Genomic DNA, 17,257 nt, shown 5'->3' with positions numbered 1-17,257 from the left:
TTATACTGCGCGACAACTTCACCGAAAGAGCCGTGCTCTGTGAACCGGCCCACGCCCGTTAAAACCGATAATTTCTTCCTGCTCATCTTTCGTGCCCTGCGTCATCGCCGTGTACCGATCGCTTTGCGCATTGCCAGCCATAACGTGATCCTGGTCGCTTTGGCGCTGGTGATCTACGCCGGTGTCATGGGCCTGCAGTTCAAGCAGGCCATGCATGAACAGGCGGATGCGCTGGGGCAGGCCCTGACGACCCAGACCGCCACCTCGGCCACCGAGCTGTTGGTGTCTAACGACATCCTCAGTCTCAACGTGCTGCTGGGCAATCTGGTCAAGAACCCGCTGGTGGCGCATGCCGCTATCTACAGTGTGGATAACCGCATTCTTGCGGAAGCTGGCCAGCGCCCGAAAAACGGGCTTCTGGGCGAGGCTCAGGGCCTGTATGAAATCAAGATCACGTTTCAGGACGTGATGGCGGGTCATCTGCGCATCAGCCTCGACATGTCACAGTTCCAGCAGCCGATGACCATCAGCCTGCAGAGCATGGGCATTCTGGCGGGCATTCTGCTGGCCCTGGCGCTGGCCCTGAGCCTGCGCCTCGGTCGCCATATCTCCACGCCATTGATGCAGATGCGCATCTGGCTGCGCGACATCGACCCATACACCCCGGCTACCGACCGCCAGGATGAAATAGGCGATCTGGCCCGGCAACTGCGCACCTCGTTCGCACCACCGGTTCCAGAGCCGGAGCCGCTGCCCGAACCCGAGTATGACGGCGACGAGGACGACGGTGACGATCCGTACCTGGAGCCGGAAGAGCGACCTGCACCACCGGTCTCGGCACGCACCAGCGAACCGAAGCCGCGCCTGCCGGCACCGCCAGTCCAGCGTCGCATTGTTGCCGAAGAAGACGAAGACGACGACGAAGATCCGTTTGTGGACCTGCGTGACAATTCGAATACCGCACCAGTTGCACGCCCTGTGGCTGCGCCGGTAGCGCCCGTCGAGCCGCACAACAGCGCCGTGCTGGCCGTACAATTGGGCGCGCAGGACCAATTGCGCCGCCTGCCGCGCGCACGACTGACCGAATTGCTGCAACGTTATCGCGACTGCCTCGATCAGGCCGCCTCGCTGTATGAAAGCGAGCTGCATACCCTGAACGATGGCAGCACCCTGATGCTGTTTCACAGCCACGAAAGCGGTGATGACTACCTCACCAACGCAATCTGCTGCGGCGAGCTATTGCGTGCCCTGAGCCATGCCTTGCAGATCGAGGTGGCCGACAGCGGCATCACCTTGCAACTGCAACTGGGCCTGACGCTGGGCGAAGGCTTGAGCGGTCTGAGCCAGATCGACCTGCTGCTGACTGAAACGGCGCAGGATGCGTTGGCGCTGTCTCAGCACAGCCGCAACCTGCTGCTGGTTGAACGCCGTATCAACGACGACCCGTTGATACGCCAGCGCGCCCGTATCCGTCCTATCGCCAGCCCTGAAGGCGCATGCTGTGTGGAACGCCTGATGGAGCCCTACCCTTCGATGCTCGAACGCCAGCTGGCGCGCATGCACGAATCCAACAAGGCCTGACCACCGCCTCTCGTTCACATGCGTAAGCACAGGACGAGAGGTGCCCGACCTTGACTGTGGCGGCGCGGCGCAGATCTGTGACGCAGAGCGTCACCCAAGGCATTCCCACGCTGGAGCGTGCGGAACGATAGGTGTCCACAAGATCACCATCGTGACCATGCTCCGCGTGGGCATGCCGTTCTGGACGCTCTGCGTCCGGTCCTGACGGTGCAGTGCGGCGCAGATCTGTGACGCAGAGCGTCACCCAAGGCATTCCCACGCTGGAGCGTGCGGAACGATAGGTGTCCGCAAGATCACCATCGTGCCCATGCTCCGCGTGGGCATGCCGTTCTGGACGCTCCGCGTCCGATCCTGACGGTGCAACGCGGCACAGATCTGTGACGCAGAGCGTCACCCAAGGCATTCCCACGCTGGAGCGTGCGGAACGATAGGTGTCCGCAAGATCACCATCGTGCCCATGCTCCGCGTGGGCATGCCGTTCTGGACGCTCCGCGTCCGATCCTGACGGTGCAACGCGGCACAGATCTGTGACGCAGAGCGTCACCCAAGGCATTCCCACGCTGGAGCGTGCGGAACGATAGGTGTCCGCAAGATCACCATCGTGCCCATGCTCCGCGTGGGCATGCCGTTCTGGACGCTCTGCGTCCTCCTGACTGCGTGGTGCGTCAGGAACGTCGAGGTGTGAGAAGCGAAGATTCGCGTCCAACAAAAAGCCCGCATCGCTGCGGGCTTTTTGTTGGGCCAACCCTAGAAGCGGAACACTTCAAGGTCGGTACGTATGGGCGAGGCCATTGGAATTCTTGGTTTGTCAGGCTCTTTGGCCTTCGCAACCGGGGGCTTTTTCGGTTCTTCGATCGGCTGCCAGGAAATCGGCTTGATCGCAGTACTGACCTGATCGGCCAGGCGTTGCAACAGCATGCCCTGGGCCTTGACCTGGTCGGCGGAGCTGCCGGCATGGACCTGTTCAAGGTGCACCAGTCGGCTGTCACGAACATGACCTTTACGGTCCAGAAGACGCCATTGCGCATCCAGAACGGCAGGCTGTTTGGCACCGGAGTCCAGACGGGTGATCGACAGTACGACCTGAACGTCCGGTGTGAAGTTGGCAACCGCAGGTGCCATGACGACACGCTGGCTGTCCAGCTTCCAGGCCAGCTGACGCAAGAGCAACTGGTCGATGTCCGAAGACAGATTGCCCGCCCAGCGCCCGTCAGGCGATGCGGTCAAAGTGCCGTCAGGCTGGCGTTGCAGCAGGGTTTCGCGTTGCAGATAGTCGGCCACCGAAACAGGACCCAGCAATACTGCCAGACCACTACTCTGTTTCGGCTGACCAGGCTCACCGCTATCGAGCTGATAAAGCGCGGTCGGCTGGCGCACACTGCAACCAGCCAGACCCAAAACGCCAGTCATCAGCAAGATCAGGGGAAGGCGTAGAAAATTCATCATCCCATCCAGGTGGCCGCCCCGAGGCAGGCCACAGTATAAGTACTTTCAAGACCCATGCAGGCACTGAGCCACGCATGCACCCCAAGACCCCATATCATCCGTGAATATGCATCATGACTCCAGCGATTATGCATCGTACTTCATGGCAAAACGAAGAACGCTGGTGCCAGATCAATGTTTTTAGCTATTTTCCACCAATAACGCGTCTACGCGCTGGAAGCCTCTTGGCAATTTATTGCCACGTCGGCCCCGCTCCCCCTTGTAATGTTCAAGGTCTTCAGGTTTAAGCGACAGCGTTCGCTTGCCCGCCTGGAGTACCAGCGTCGCGCCCTGCGCAATCACCGCCAGATCGGTCACATATTCTTCTCGGCTGGCTACCCGCTCACCCGGAATACCGATGATCTTGTTGCCTTTGCCTTTGCCCAACTGCGGCAAATCGCTGATCTTGAACACCAGCAGGCGGCCTTCGGTGGTCACCGCTGCCAGCCAGTTCTGTTCACGGTCGGGCACCGGCCGGGGCAAGATGACTTTTGCCCCGTTCGGCAAGCTCAGCAACGCCTTGCCCGCCTTGTTCTTGGCCTGCAGGTCTTCGCCTTTGACGACAAACCCATAACCGGCATCCGAAGCGATCACATACAGCGCGTCATCTTCGGGCATCAATACGCACTCGAACGTCGCACCCGGTGGCGGTTGCAGTTTACCGGTCAACGGCTCGCCCTGGCCTCGTGCAGATGGCAGGGTGTGTGCTGCCACCGAATAGCTGCGCCCGGTCGAGTCGATGAACACGGCGAACTGATTCGAGCGGCCGATGGACGACGTCTTGAAACCATCCCCTGCTTTGTAGGAAAGCCCGGTGGCATCAATATCGTGGCCTTTCGCGCAACGCACCCAGCCTTTTTCCGAAAGCACGACAGTTACCGGCTCGGTGGGCATCAATTCGTTTTCAGACAGCGCCTTGGCTTCGGCACGGGCAACAATCGGCGAACGACGGTCGTCACCATAGGTTTCAGCGTCGGCAATCAGTTCGGCACGGACCAGCTTGCGCAGCTTGGACTCACTGCCCAGCAGGGCCAGAAGCTTGGCCTGCTCTTTGCGCAGGGCCTCCTGCTCGCTGCGCAGCTTCATCTCTTCCAGACGCGCCAACTGACGCAGACGGGTATCGAGGATGTAGTCCGCCTGGATTTCCGACAGGCCAAAGCGTGCAATCAGTTCCGCCTTGGGATGTTCGGCGGTGCGGATGATGTGGATCACTTCATCCAGGTTCAGGTAAGCCGTGAGCAAACCGTCCAACAGGTGCAGACGATGCTCGACCTTGTCCAGACGAAACTGCAGACGACGACGCACAGTACCGATGCGGAACGTCAGCCATTCGCCGAGCAGTGTCTTGAGGTTCTTGAGCTGCGGCTTGCCATCCAGACCGATGATGTTGATGTTCACCCGATAGCTGGACTCCAGCTCGGTGGTCGCGAACAAATGCTGCATCAACTCGTCCAGCTCAACCCGGTTGGAGCGCGGAATGATCACGATACGACAAGGGTTTTCGTGGTCAGACTCGTCACGCAGGTCGGCAACCATCGGCAGCTTCTTGGCCTGCATCTGCGCGGCGATCTGCTCCAGCACCTTGGCGCCGGAAACCTGATGCGGCAGTGAAGTCACGACAATGTCGCCATCTTCAATGCGGTACACGGCCCGCATGCGCACCGAACCGCGCCCGGTCTCGTAAATTTTCAGCAGGTCGGCACGCGGCGTGATGATTTCCGCTTCGGTCGGATAGTCCGGCCCCAGAATGTGCTCGCACAGTTCCGGGACCGTGGCCTTGGGGTCGTCCAGCAGATGAACGCAGGCGCTGGCGACTTCGCGCAGGTTATGCGGCGGCACGTCGGTGGCCATACCGACGGCAATGCCGGTGGTGCCATTGAGCAGGATGTTCGGCAAACGCGCCGGCAGCACGGCCGGTTCGTCCAGTGTGCCGTCAAAGTTCGGCACCCAGTCAGCCGTGCCCTGGCCCAGTTCGCTGAGCAGGACTTCGGAATAGCGCGATAGGCGCGCTTCGGTGTAACGCATGGCCGCGAAGGACTTGGGATCATCCGGCGCACCCCAGTTACCCTGCCCGTCCACCAGCGTGTAGCGGTAGCTGAACGGCTGGGCCATCAGCACCATCGCTTCGTAGCAGGCCGAGTCGCCGTGCGGGTGGAATTTGCCGAGTACGTCGCCGACGGTACGCGCCGATTTCTTGTGCTTGGCGTCAGCCCCAAGGCCCAGTTCGCTCATCGCGTAGATGATGCGCCGCTGAACAGGCTTCAGGCCGTCCCCGATATGCGGCAAGGCACGGTCCATGATCACGTACATGGAGTAGTTGAGGTAGGCCTGTTCGGTGAAGTCAGCCAGTGATCGGCGTTCTACACCATCCAGGCTGAGGTCAAGGGAGTCGCTCATGCGGGCCTCATTATTTCGTTGACTGGCGCAGCAGCAAGTTGCCGCCACGCTTTGTGAATTCAAGTTGTTTCATGGCGCTCATGCCCAGCAGCACCTGCTCACCGTCCAGACCGGGTGCTACCAGAGCACGCACATTGGTCAGGACAATATCGCCCAGTTGCAAGCGGTCGAGCGTGGTCCGAAAACCCTGGCTGTTGCCATTGGCCGTGCTGACTGTGACCGGATAGCCACGTTTCAGGCCCAGGCTGTCAGCCATATCACCGGGTACCGCCACGTCGGTCGCCCCGGTGTCGATCATGAACTCTAACGTCCGGCCGTTGATCTGGCCGGTACTGACAAAGTGCCCCTGACGATTACCCGCCAGTTGCACTTCGATGTATCCGTCACCGTGTTGCGAAGCAACCACCGTATTAGGGTTCTGCTGCTTGTCTTCCCAACTGCCGAAAAAGCGCGTCGCCAGAAACAGGCCAGCAGCCCAGGCCACGATCATTAATATCTTGCCCGCGCGCTTGCCGGGTTGCGGTTGATTCGCGGGCTGGCTCACTGACCGGCGCTCCAGCCCGCTTCAGGCGCAGCGAACCGCCAGACAATCGGGCGTTTTTCACCATCGGCGCGCGCACCGAAGTTATTGTCGATGCCGATCCACGCGCCCTTCTCGTCCACGACCAGCGCCTCGGTCAGGCCGTAGGGCTGATCATAACGACGCGAAGCCACCATCGCTTCCTTGGCGAACGACCAGCAACGTTCGATCTGCCCGGTCTCAAGCCCACGCCGACAGATGCGATAGGCCGCACGTTCGAGCGTGAACAGCTTGCCGTTGTAGAGCGACAGATCGGAAAAGTCCGTAGACACGGTCCTGTGCCCCTGTTCTGCGGGCAGCAGGTCTTTACCGTCTTCGGACAGCAGCACGCAGCTTTGCCCGCAGCTCCATTGTTCCTTGTCGCGCTGCACAACCAGCAGCCCGCGCTTCTCGCGCTCGGCGGCCAGCCAGATGCGGTCGCCAGAGGCGTTCACGACAATCCCTTCGAAAATCGCATTGAAGTGTTGCAACATGCCCTGGCCGCGCGCCTGTTCTATCAGTGCCTGCGGCAAGTCCAGCCAGAACGGTGCACCACTGACCGGAACCTTGAGCACCGTGCCATAGGCCTCGCTGACCAGATAACGGTTACCGGCTGCATCACAACTCACGCCTTCGAAATCCAGATCACCACCACGCACCAACGCGGAAAGGCCTGCCAACGAACGCAGCTTGAGCGGCAGATAGCTGTGCGGCGCAGGTGCGTCAATGCGGTGTGCTTCTGCCTTCCAGGTATTTTGCGACACATCAAGGCTGTACAGCACATTGTCGTCACGGTCGGAAACGGTCCACAGCTGGCCATTGCACATGGCCAGACCCGACAGATTGCCGCCGACCATGTCGTCTACCGGGTGCTCGGATTGCAGTTTCAGGACCTCAAGCGGCGCGGCGAAAACCGGCGCGGCAACCAGGGTCAGGGCGGCGAGCCAGGCTCGTATCAAGTCAGGACCTCGGCGAGGTTGCCCTTCGATTCAAGCCAGGACTTGCGATCACCTGCACGTTTCTTCGCCAGCAACATGTCCATCATTTCCGACGTAGCAGCGAAATCATCCAGCGTGAGCTGCACCAGACGCCGTGTGTTCGGGTCCATGGTGGTTTCGCGCAGTTGCGGCGGGTTCATTTCACCCAAGCCTTTGAATCGGGTGACCTGTGGCTTGCCCCGTTTCTTTTCAGCCACCAGACGGTCAAGAATTCCGTCGCGCTCGCTTTCGTCCAGCGCGTAGTAGATTTCCTTGCCAAGGTCGATCCGGTACAGCGGCGGCATGGCCACATACACATGACCGGCGTCGACCAGCGGGCGGAAGTGCTGGACGAACAACGCACACAGCAAGGTGGCGATGTGCAAACCATCCGAGTCGGCGTCGGCGAGAATACAGATCTTGCCGTAACGCAACTGGCTGATGTCCGCCGCGCCCGGATCAACCCCGATGGCAACCGCGATGTTGTGCACTTCCTGGCTGGCGAGCACTTCGCCGCCGTCCACTTCCCAAGTATTCAGAATCTTGCCGCGCAGGGGCAGGATGGCCTGAAATTCCTTGTCCCGCGCCTGCTTGGCCGAACCACCGGCGGAATCACCTTCGACCAGAAACAGCTCGGAGCGCGCCGGATCCTGTCCGGCACAGTCAGCCAGCTTGCCCGGCAACGCGGGGCCTTGGGTAATGCGCTTGCGTTCAACCTTCTTGCTGGCCTTGAGGCGGCGACCGGCGTTGTTGATCGCCAGGTCAGCCAGTTGCAGGCCCAGCTCCGAGTGGGTATTGAGCCACAGACTGAAAGCGTCCTTGACCACGCCGGAAACGAACGCCGCCGCCTCACGGGACGACAGACGTTCCTTGGTCTGCCCGGAGAACTGCGGCTCCTGCATTTTCATCGACAGGACGAAGGCAATTCGCTCCCAGACGTCTTCCGGTGCCAGCTTGACACCACGCGGCAACAGGTTGCGGAACTCGCAGAACTCGCGCATCGCATCCAGCAAGCCCTGGCGCAAGCCGTTCACATGGGTGCCACCCTGCGCGGTAGGGATCAGGTTGACGTAGCTTTCCTGAACGCTGTCGCCACCTTCGGGCAGCCAGAGCAGCGCCCAGTCGACCGCTTCCTTGTTACCGGCGAAGCTGCCGCAGAACGGTTCGTCCGGCAGTCGCAGGAAGTCGCTGACCGAATCCTGTAGATACGAGCGCAAGCCGTCTTCGTAATGCCACTCGACTTTTTCGTTAGTGGATTTGTCTTCGAAGCTGACCAGCAGACCCGGGCACAGAACCGCTTTGGCCTTGAGCACGTGCTTGAGGCGGCTGACGGAGAACTTCGGGGTATCGAAATACTTCGGATCGGGCGCGAAATAGACGCTGGTCCCGGTGTTGCGCTTGCCGACAGTGCCGATAACCGCCAGCTCTGTGGCCTTGTAGCCGTCGGCAAAGGTCATTTCATATTCGTTGCCATCGCGCTTGACCCGCACCCGAACCTGAGTGGAAAGCGCGTTGACCACGGAAATCCCTACGCCGTGCAGGCCGCCGGAGAACTGGTAGTTCTTGTTGGAGAACTTGCCACCCGCATGCAGCTTGGTGAGGATCAGCTCGACGCCGGACACACCTTCTTCCGGGTGAATGTCCACCGGCATGCCGCGGCCGTCGTCGGACACCTCAAGCGAGTTGTCGGCATGAAGGATGACCTGTACCGAGCGCGCGTGACCAGCCAGAGCTTCGTCGACACTGTTGTCGATGACTTCCTGAGCCAGGTGGTTGGGCCGCGAGGTGTCGGTGTACATGCCCGGACGTTTGCGAACCGGATCGAGGCCCGAGAGGACTTCGATGGCGTCTGCGTTATAAGAGCTAGCGCTGGGATTGGCCATGGGTTCTCGTTATCAATCTTTCATGGAATTTCGGGGGTTCAATGTTCTTGCATTCAGTAGGCCGGGCATCGATCGCCTATAGCGCCGACAGGTCGATCTTCTGCAACAGATCGGGGGCAAACCCGGCAAAGCTCAACAACGCTGGCATTTGCTCGGCAAAACCCTGAAAACTGTGGTCGCCGCCCGCCTGAATGCGCAAGGCACAGGCCCGGTAAAACTTCTCGGCGCGACGATAATCAAGGGTCTCGTCACCGGTCTGCAACCACACCTGAAACTGCTGCGGGTCCTGGGGAGCAGGAACCTCCAGCTCGGCCAGTGCCTGAATATGGTCTTCGGTCAACTGCCACTGCTCGCCGGTGTACAGGTTCTGCTGCACGCCGAGAAACCCGTCAAACAGCTGATGCGGGTTGACTGCCGGGTTGATCAGCACCGCCTTGAGGCCATGCTGCTGCGCCAAATGAGTCGCATAGTAGCCGCCGAGCGAGCTGCCGACCAGTAATGGCCGTCCCAGCTCCTTTATAGCGGTTTCAAGCTGCCCCATAGCCTGACGCGGATGGTGATGCAGTTCAGGGACTTGCAGACGATCAGCCAGACCCAATGACTTCATCAGCGCGGCCAACTGACAGGCCTTTCTCGACAGGGCCGAGCTGTTCAAGCCATGGATGTATAGCAGTGAAGGTGTGTCGCTCGTCACGCTGTCGCTCCCGAGTGCAAGGCAAAGCCGTGTAGTTTACAGGGACTTACGCTACAACACCTCACTGGAAACGTGTCCGTCCGCTCATTCAGTAGCCGGTGCCGCCGTAATCGACTTCGAACTGCATGCCGACCACTCGGGAAACAGCGGTTTCCAGCCGTCCGTCGTCATGCAGTCGCAGCCAGCGATAGCCCGGTGCCGTGGTGTCCACCTTGAAATCGGCACTGCCCGGCGCGAACTGAATGCAGGTCGAGGGCGACGCCAGCAGGCGCACGCCGTTACGCATCTGGTCGAACTCCTGATGTACATGCCCCCACAATACGGCCCGAACCTGCGGGAATCGATCCAGCACCGCAAACAACGCGTCAGCATTGCGCAGACCGATGGGTGCCATCCATTCACAGCCGATGGCCACCGGGTGGTGATGCAGGCAGACCAGATGATGCCGGTCAGGCGCTTCGCTCAGGGACTGCTCCAGCAACTGCAATTGCCCAGCAGCCAGAAACCCCGGCACCGAACCGGGCACTGCCGAATCCAGCAGTGTCACCCGCCACCGGCCGATGTTGATGATCGGCTCAAGCAGCCCTTCAGCCTGTGCGACATGCTCCATCTGCGGCAACTCATCATGATTACCGGCAAACCAGCGCGCGGGGGCGGCGATCTGCGTACTTATCCGGCGAAACGCTTCGTAAGACTCGACACTGCCATCCTGCGAGATATCCCCGCTTGCAACCACAAGATCAACCTGCGGCTGCTCGGCGAGGACCAGATCAACGACTTTTTCCAGACTGTCGCGGGTACTCATACCCAACAACGCCCCGTCCGCCTCGGCGAACAGGTGGCTGTCGGATATCTGCACCAGCAAAACTGACGATGAAGGGGCTGCGCTTGGCAAGACCGTCTCCCAGAGAGGATTCAGCGCGATTATGTGATGTGGCAGCGGGCGGGTAAACCGGGAATGTGAGCGCAGACGAGCATTTGGTCACATTTGCTGATTTGCTCGGTGCTTGAGCACAATTAAAGCAATAAGTCCGGCAGACACCATGCCCGCCAGTCCCGCACCCAAGAGATAGCTCAGCACCCGCTCATAAGGCATTCCAGGCCAGAGATATCCCGCCAACAAAAGCTCCAGGACAACGCCAAGAATCATTCCTGCCAGTGCAGCCAGATGAACGATCCACGGCATGAGCTTCAAAGACAGAATACCGATGACCACTCCAGTAATGGCCGTATATAGAAAGTGTTCCCAACGCAGAGCGCTGCCTGCCAGGGTTATCAACCCGAGATAGCTGAAAAGGCTGAGGGTGATTCCCGAGAAGCACGCTAACAGACATCGTGGGGTGCCTAAGTCACTCATTCGTTATACCTGCAAATAAATTCAGGTCGAATGTAAGGCATGTGGTTTCAAATCCAAGGTGCCGGGGGATTTTCAGAAACCACCTACAAGACTGGAGCCTGCCCGCTGTCAGCTGACGTCACTTATCGGGCAATCCGTGTGGGATAAATACAGGGCGAAGCCAAGGAGCAGTAGTGCGATAACAATTGAAGAGGCGTTAACGCACCGCCTCAAACTCATGCCCACACGCCAGGCAATGACTCAGCCATTCCCCCAAAAACAAATTGAGCTGGGCCTTTTCGTCTGGCTGGTGCATGTCGGCGTTGGGGTAGGGATAAATCCCGCGAAAGCGCCGCGCATGCTCGGCGCCGATGACTTCGGCCATGCGTGCGTCATGGTAGACCTGTACTTCGAGCACCGGCACCGGCAGCCACGGCAGGCTGTGTTCCTGGCGGACTTGCAGGGTGGTGGTGTACGGGCAGTCGAGCAATACCTCGACGGCCAGTACGCCCAGCATCTGGTCACCCTGTGTAACGGCGACGCGGCGTGAGCGCTGTTCGTTGCGCATGTCGGGCAGCAGGCGCATCAGGCGCGCGTAGTTGGCCTCACACGCAGCCTGCAGTCCGGCAAGGTCGACACGGTAGCGCTCGCGCAATAGATTCACGACCATAAACCCCTTATCTCCGCACGATTCAGCGCCAGCCATTGCAAGGCGATGATCGTCGACGCGTTTTTGATTGTTCCGTCTTTCATCGCCTGCATTGCGTCATCGAATGACCAGACCGTGACCCGGATGTCTTCGCCTTCGGACTCAAGCCCGTGAATTCCGCCTGCCCCTTCACTGCTGCACTGCCCCAGGTACAAGTGAACAAACTCATTACTGCCACCTGGAGAAGGAAAGTATTTTGTGATGGGCCAAAGCGAGCGGAACACCAGTCCAGCTTCCTCCTCTGCCTCGCGATGAGCAACTTCTTCCGGCTGCTCATCCTTGTCGATCAGCCCGGCGACCAGTTCGATCAGCCACGGGTTGCTGGTCTTTTCCATGGCCCCCACGCGAAACTGCTCGATGAGCACCACTTCGTCACGCTTGGCATCGTAAGGCAGTACGCAAACCGCATCGTGGCGAACGAAAAGCTCGCGGCTGATTTCCTTGCTCATGCCACCGTCGAACAGTTCGTGGCGCACATGCAGCTTGTCCAGCCTATAGAAGCCCTTGAAGCAGTTTTCGCGCTGTATGGTTTCAAAAGCGCTTGGTGCAGATCGTGTGGTCTGGGTCATGGGTTTCTCGCTTGCCGCCGTTTTTGACATCGGGCCATCCTAACGCGCATCGACGTTAAGATGCAGCCCCCTTGAAGATGCAGGGTAGACGGCCGGGACTTAAAACAATTCTAATCTGCCATGATCGAACCGAAGACGTTGTTTACAGTCCAACCAGCCTGCATACGCACAACGCAACCGCCTTTACTGACACTGCCAAGGATCAACATGTCGTTATTGAGGATCACTTCACTGGCTTGCCTGGCCCTGTTGCTCGGCGCCTGCCAAAGCCTCTTCACGCCCAACATGCGCACACCGCTGCAAGTCCAGCGCGATGCCTCCGAGCTGATCAAGCCAGGCTGCACCACGGCGGACTGCCCGCTGGTGAACATCGATACCGTGCATTTTCCCGATGAGCCGCGATTGGACGCCATCGTCCAGAAGACCTTGCTGCAACTGACCGTTGCCGACAGCAGCGCCTCGCCGCCTGCGTCCATCAAAGCCTATCAGGAGCAGTTCCTGAGCCAGGCCCAGGGCCGCAACAGCAGTTATCTGCAAGCCAAGGTACGTGAGCAGCATGACGGTATCGTGGTTGTCGAACTTTCCAGTTATCTGGATACCGGTGGTGCCCACGGCAACCCCGGCCGGGCGTTCATCAACTATTCGCGTCAGCAGCAGAAAGTCCTGACCCTGGCTGACATGATCATTCCGGGCAAGGAAAGCGAGTTCTGGCAGAAGGCCCAACTGGCCCACCAGGGTTGGCTGGTCTCGACCAAGATGAATGAAGACAGCGAGTTCATGAAGACTTGGCCGTTCAAGCGCACGCCACATATCGCGCTGACGTACGGCGCGGTGATCCTCAAGTACTCGGTGGATACCATCGCGCCGTATTCGATGGGTCACATCGAGCTGAAGATTCCTTACCCTCAGCTCAATGGCATCCTCAAGCCGGAACTGTTCCCCGGTCGCGGTTGATCGCACCGCCGATCAACAGCTGCAGCACGCCAGCGACGATGAGCGCTGGCAGCGTTGCACCGACATCCGGGTAAAAACCGGCCAGCAGATGATAGGTGCTGAGCCCGCCCAGCCACGCCAGCAGACTCATCCAGCGCAAACCGCCCTCCGCTACCTGACCACTGCGACGACGCAGGATGAAATGGTCGACCAGCACCACACCGAACAGCGGCGCAAACACCGAGCCGATCAGCAGCAGGAAGTTCTGGTATTGGGCCAGCGGTGCCAGACAGGCGATCAGCGTGCAGATCACGCCGATGATCAATGCCAAATGCTCGACCTTGATACGTGACAGCAAAGCACTCGAGACCGCTGCCGAGTGAATATCGGCGAACGCATTTTCCGTCTCATCCAGCAGAATCAGCAGCAGCGGGATACCCAGACCTGCGCCGGCCAGTGCCAGCAGCAAGGCATTGACCTCGCCGCCAGGGGCGAACGCCAATGTATAGGCAACGCCCAGACCCATCAGCCAGAAGTTACCAATGAAAAAGCCTGCGGCCGTGCCGCCAAAGACGCTTTTCGCGCGTTTGCCGAAGCGCGAGTAGTCGGCAATGAGCGGCAGCCAGGACAGCGGCATGGCGATGGCGATGTCGAACCCCGAAGCAAACGGCAGTGAACCGTCCCCGGATGTCGACCACAGCGCTGCCAGATCAGCCTTGCTCAGCAGGTTCCAGGTCAGCCATGAACACGCGACCAGCAGTATCCAGATCCCCCACTTGCGCAAGAATCGGCGCACGAAGGTCAATGGCCCGCTGACCGCCAGCAGAGTGGCCAGCGCTCCGAAAAACAGTGTCCAGAGCAGCGGACTGGTCCACAGACTGCCCTGCGAAAAAGCCCGATCGCCCAACAGACTGGCGGCGTCGCGCATGACGATGATCTCGAACGACCCCCAACCGATCAGTTGCAGCAGGTTCAACACTGCAGGCAACGACGCGCCTTTGCTGCCCAGGCTGAGTTTGAGGGCTGCCATGGAAGACAAACCGGTGTCACTGCCGATCACGCCGACACTGGCGAGCAGTAAAACGCCCACCAGCGTGCCGAGGAAAATCGCCAGCAGCGAGCCGGACATGCCCAGCCCCGGTGCCAGCAAGGCCCCGGTTTGCAGCACCATCAAACCGATGCCGAGGGAAAACCACAGGGAGAACAGATCCCGCCCACCGAACACCCGCTGGCTGGCAGGGATGGGGGTGTCGGGAGAATAGGTGCCAGGTGTGTTCACGTTTGTGTCTCGTGTGGGGTGTTGATCGGTGATTCGGGATCGGACGCGGAGCTTCCAGAACAGCGCTACCACGCAGAGCGTGGGATCATCGCAATTATCGCGCGGCGCTCTGCGTCGCATGCCGTTCTGGACGCTCCGCGTCCTCCTGACGACGCAGAGCGTCGAGAACTGCATTCCCACGCTGGAGCGTGCGGAACGATAATCGCAACTATCGTGCGACGCTCTGCGTCGCATGCCTTTCTGGACGCTCTGCGTCCTCTTGACGACGCAGAGCGTCGAGAACTGCATTCCCACGCTGGAGCGTGCGGAACGATAATCGCAACTATCGTGCGACGCTCTGCGTTGCATGCCTTTCTGGACGCTCCGCGTCCTCTTGACGACGCAGAGCGTCGAGAACTGCATTCCCACGCGGGAGCGTGCGGAACGATAATCGCAACTATCGTGCGACGCTCTGCGTCGCATGACGTTCTGGACGCTCCACGTCCTCTTGACGACGCAGAGCGTCGAGACCTGCATTCCTACGCTGGAGCGTGCGGAACGATAATCGCAACTATCGTGCGACGCTCCGAGTCGTAAAGCCCAATGCTGGAGCGTAGCGATAACCGCTAGCGGTGTTCTGTCGTGCACGTACCGCTTTCTACACCTTCTTGTACAACTGGCTGCCTTCCTGCTTGAAGCGCTCGGCCTGCTCGGCCAGGCCTTTGGCTACATCGACGTCGACTGCTTCGATCCGCTGGTTGGCGGCGTACTCGCGTACTTCCTGAGTGATTTTCATCGAGCAGAATTTCGGCCCGCACATGGAACAGAAATGCGCGACCTTGGCCGAGTCCTTGGGCAGGGTTTCGTCGTGGTAAGAGCGTGCGGTGTCCGGGTCCAGCCCGAGGTTGAACTGGTCTTCCCAGCGGAACTCGAAACGCGCCTTGCTCAAGGCGTTGTCACGGATCTGCGCCCCTGGATGGCCTTTGGCAAGGTCCGCTGCGTGGGCAGCGATCTTATAGGTGATGATCCCGGTCTTCACGTCATCCTTATTCGGCAGCCCCAGGTGCTCTTTGGGCGTGACGTAGCACAGCATGGCGCAACCGAACCAGCCAATCATCGCGGCACCGATGCCCGACGTGATGTGGTCATACCCCGGCGCAATATCGGTGGTCAGCGGGCCCAGAGTGTAAAAAGGCGCTTCGTCGCAGCATTCCAGCTGCTTGTCCATGTTTTCCTTGATCAACTGCATCGGCACATGACCGGGGCCTTCAATCATGGTCTGCACGTCGTGCTTCCAGGCGATCTTGGTCAGTTCACCCAAGGTTTCCAGCTCACCGAACTGCGCCGCATCGTTGGCGTCGGCAATCGAGCCCGGACGCAAACCATCGCCCAGCGAGAAGCTGACGTCATAAGCCTTCATGATTTCGCAAATGTCTTCGAAATGGGTGTACAGGAAGTTTTCCTGATGATGCGCCAGGCACCACTTGGCCATGATTGAACCACCACGACTGACAATCCCGGTCACACGTTTGGCGGTCAGCGGCACATAACGCAGCAACACACCGGCGTGGATGGTGAAGTAATCAACGCCCTGCTCGGCCTGCTCGATCAGTGTGTCGCGGAACAGCTCCCAGGTCAGGTCCTCGGCCGCACCGCCGACTTTTTCCAGAGCCTGATAGATAGGCACAGTACCGATCGGCACCGGCGAGTTGCGGATGATCCATTCACGGGTTTCATGAATATGCTTGCCGGTAGACAGGTCCATGACCGTGTCAGAACCCCAGCGAATGCCCCAGGTCAGCTTGGCGACTTCTTCTTCGATGGAAGATCCCAGCGCGCTGTTGCCGATGTTGCCGTTGATCTTCACCAGGAAGTTACGGCCGATAATCATCGGTTCCAGTTCGACGTGGTTGATGTTGGCCGGGATGATCGCGCGACCACGGGCGATCTCTTCGCGCACGAACTCGGCAGTGATTTCCTTCGGGATGCTCGCGCCGAAGCTGTGCCCGGCATGTTGCTGGGTCAGCAGGCCTGCGGCACGGGCTTCCTGAAGCTTCATGTTTTCGCGGATGGCAACGTATTCCATCTCGGCGGTAATGATGCCCTGACGCGCATAGTGCATCTGGCTGACGTTGGCCCCCGCCTTGGCCCGGCGCGGGTTGCGCACATGAGCAAAGCGCAGCGCAGTCAGTTCGGCGTCGCTCAGGCGTTGCTGGCCGAAGTTGGAACTCAGGCCGGGCAGACGCTCGGTGTCATTGCGCGAGTCGATCCACGGCGAGCGAACATCCGCCAGGCCTTTACGCACGTCGATGATCACGTTGGGGTCGGTGTACGGGCCGGAGGTGTCATAGACCGTGACCGGCGCGTTGATTTCACCGCCGAAGTCAGTCGGTGTGACGTCCAGGGTGATTTCGCGCATCGGCACGCGGATGTCCGGGCGTGAGCCCTGAACGTAGATTTTCTGCGAACGGGTAAACGGCTGTACCGATCCGGAATCGACTTGTGCCGACTCGCTCAAATGGGCTGCGTTTTTTAGTGTTGTACTCATCACGGGCTCTCCAGACATCCGGTTGCGGATTTATTGTCGGAGTGACCTGACGTGACGGACGGGTACACCAGTGCTGGTGCTGAGTATCGAAAGGAGACGTACGCTGTTCATTTTTTGAACAATCGACCCCGGACGATACTCAAGAGGACTCGCCGGGAGACGAGAAATCTTGTTCCCTACGCAGGCGCTAACCTGATCAGGTTCAACGGGATCCGGTTTAACCGATCTCAGCCTCATAGCAAGGCACCCCGACAAGAACGCGATCAGTCTATGCCGGGGCGCGGTCGCAATGCCAGCCTATTTGCACAGGGCTCGATAAATGGCGCAA

General features: G+C 59.7%; 14 protein-coding genes and 1 riboswitch. Of the genes, 2 read left to right on the top strand and 12 right to left on the bottom strand.

Translation table 11 applies throughout. From position 1 onward, the window contains the following. Positions 1-39: 39 nt before the first annotated feature. Positions 40-1,581 carry a HAMP domain-containing protein gene (locus tag RYB66_RS25820; RefSeq protein ID WP_010193646.1) on the top strand — a complete coding sequence of 514 codons (1,542 nt, stop codon included), beginning with the start codon at positions 40-42 and terminating at the stop codon, positions 1,579-1,581. Positions 1,582-2,328: 747 nt separating this feature from the next. Here RYB66_RS25820 and RYB66_RS25815 read toward each other — a convergent pair. From RYB66_RS25815 to RYB66_RS25770, 10 genes are all read right to left on the bottom strand, one after another. Beyond that, positions 2,329-3,024 carry a membrane integrity-associated transporter subunit PqiC gene (locus tag RYB66_RS25815; protein ID WP_029241083.1) on the bottom strand — a complete coding sequence of 232 codons (696 nt, stop codon included), beginning with the start codon at positions 3,022-3,024 and terminating at the stop codon, positions 2,329-2,331. Between the two features lie 183 nt (positions 3,025-3,207). Further along, positions 3,208-5,463 (bottom strand): DNA topoisomerase IV subunit A, encoded by a 2,256-nt coding sequence (gene parC / locus RYB66_RS25810; RefSeq protein ID WP_005778869.1) that lies wholly within the window; start codon positions 5,461-5,463, stop codon positions 3,208-3,210. Between the two features lie 10 nt (positions 5,464-5,473). Beyond that, a complete protein-coding gene (locus RYB66_RS25805; protein ID WP_316895825.1) occupies positions 5,474-6,007 on the bottom strand; it encodes a TIGR02281 family clan AA aspartic protease in 534 nt (177 codons plus the stop codon). Beyond that, positions 6,004-6,981 carry an esterase-like activity of phytase family protein gene (locus RYB66_RS25800; RefSeq protein WP_005743009.1) on the bottom strand — a complete coding sequence of 326 codons (978 nt, stop codon included), beginning with the start codon at positions 6,979-6,981 and terminating at the stop codon, positions 6,004-6,006. The genes RYB66_RS25805 and RYB66_RS25800 overlap by 4 nt, the downstream gene beginning before the upstream one ends. After that, on the bottom strand, positions 6,978-8,882 hold the full coding sequence (gene parE, locus RYB66_RS25795; RefSeq protein WP_002551799.1) for a DNA topoisomerase IV subunit B: 1,905 nt from the start codon (positions 8,880-8,882) through the stop codon (positions 6,978-6,980). Before parE ends, RYB66_RS25800 begins: the two co-directional genes overlap by 4 nt. Positions 8,883-8,958: 76 nt before the next feature. Continuing rightward, positions 8,959-9,576, bottom strand: coding sequence for a YqiA/YcfP family alpha/beta fold hydrolase (locus tag RYB66_RS25790; RefSeq protein ID WP_005731105.1), 618 nt, complete (start codon positions 9,574-9,576; stop codon positions 8,959-8,961). 88 nt (positions 9,577-9,664) lie between these two features. Continuing rightward, on the bottom strand, positions 9,665-10,471 hold the full coding sequence (gene cpdA, locus RYB66_RS25785) for a 3',5'-cyclic-AMP phosphodiesterase (protein WP_032706911.1): 807 nt from the start codon (positions 10,469-10,471) through the stop codon (positions 9,665-9,667). 87 nt (positions 10,472-10,558) lie between these two features. Beyond that, a complete protein-coding gene (locus RYB66_RS25780; protein WP_316895822.1) occupies positions 10,559-10,933 on the bottom strand; it encodes a hypothetical protein in 375 nt (124 codons plus the stop codon). Positions 10,934-11,129: 196 nt separating this feature from the next. Continuing rightward, positions 11,130-11,582 carry a DUF1249 domain-containing protein gene (locus RYB66_RS25775; protein ID WP_002551796.1) on the bottom strand — a complete coding sequence of 151 codons (453 nt, stop codon included), beginning with the start codon at positions 11,580-11,582 and terminating at the stop codon, positions 11,130-11,132. Then, positions 11,573-12,190 carry an NUDIX domain-containing protein gene (locus RYB66_RS25770; RefSeq protein ID WP_004666418.1) on the bottom strand — a complete coding sequence of 206 codons (618 nt, stop codon included), beginning with the start codon at positions 12,188-12,190 and terminating at the stop codon, positions 11,573-11,575. The genes RYB66_RS25775 and RYB66_RS25770 overlap by 10 nt, the downstream gene beginning before the upstream one ends. Positions 12,191-12,397: 207 nt before the next feature. Here RYB66_RS25770 and RYB66_RS25765 point away from each other — a divergent pair, with 207 nt between their 5' ends. Next, the gene (locus tag RYB66_RS25765) at positions 12,398-13,144 is read left to right on the top strand and encodes an RsiV family protein (protein WP_004654549.1); all 747 of its coding nucleotides are present in this window, start codon (positions 12,398-12,400) and stop codon (positions 13,142-13,144) included. Here RYB66_RS25765 and cytX read toward each other — a convergent pair. Together cytX and thiC are read right to left on the bottom strand one after the other, a co-directional pair. Further along, positions 13,113-14,402: a putative hydroxymethylpyrimidine transporter CytX gene (gene cytX, locus RYB66_RS25760; protein ID WP_316895820.1), complete on the bottom strand. Its 1,290-nt coding sequence runs from the start codon at positions 14,400-14,402 to the stop codon at positions 13,113-13,115. The two genes, RYB66_RS25765 and cytX, sit on opposite strands and share 32 nt — an antisense overlap. 637 nt (positions 14,403-15,039) lie before the next feature. Then, positions 15,040-16,929, bottom strand: coding sequence for a phosphomethylpyrimidine synthase ThiC (gene thiC / locus RYB66_RS25755; protein ID WP_005731099.1), 1,890 nt, complete (start codon positions 16,927-16,929; stop codon positions 15,040-15,042). Between the two features lie 156 nt (positions 16,930-17,085). Beyond that, positions 17,086-17,190, bottom strand: a riboswitch (TPP riboswitch). Between the last annotated feature and the right edge of the window lie 67 nt (positions 17,191-17,257).

It is taken from the genome of Pseudomonas syringae group sp. 243L2, assembly GCF_032587875.1.
Classification (GTDB): domain Bacteria; phylum Pseudomonadota; class Gammaproteobacteria; order Pseudomonadales; family Pseudomonadaceae; genus Aquipseudomonas; species Aquipseudomonas amygdali.
The sequence above is the reverse complement of the archived record's forward strand: the minus strand, read 5'-3'. Positions and strand labels throughout refer to the sequence as shown.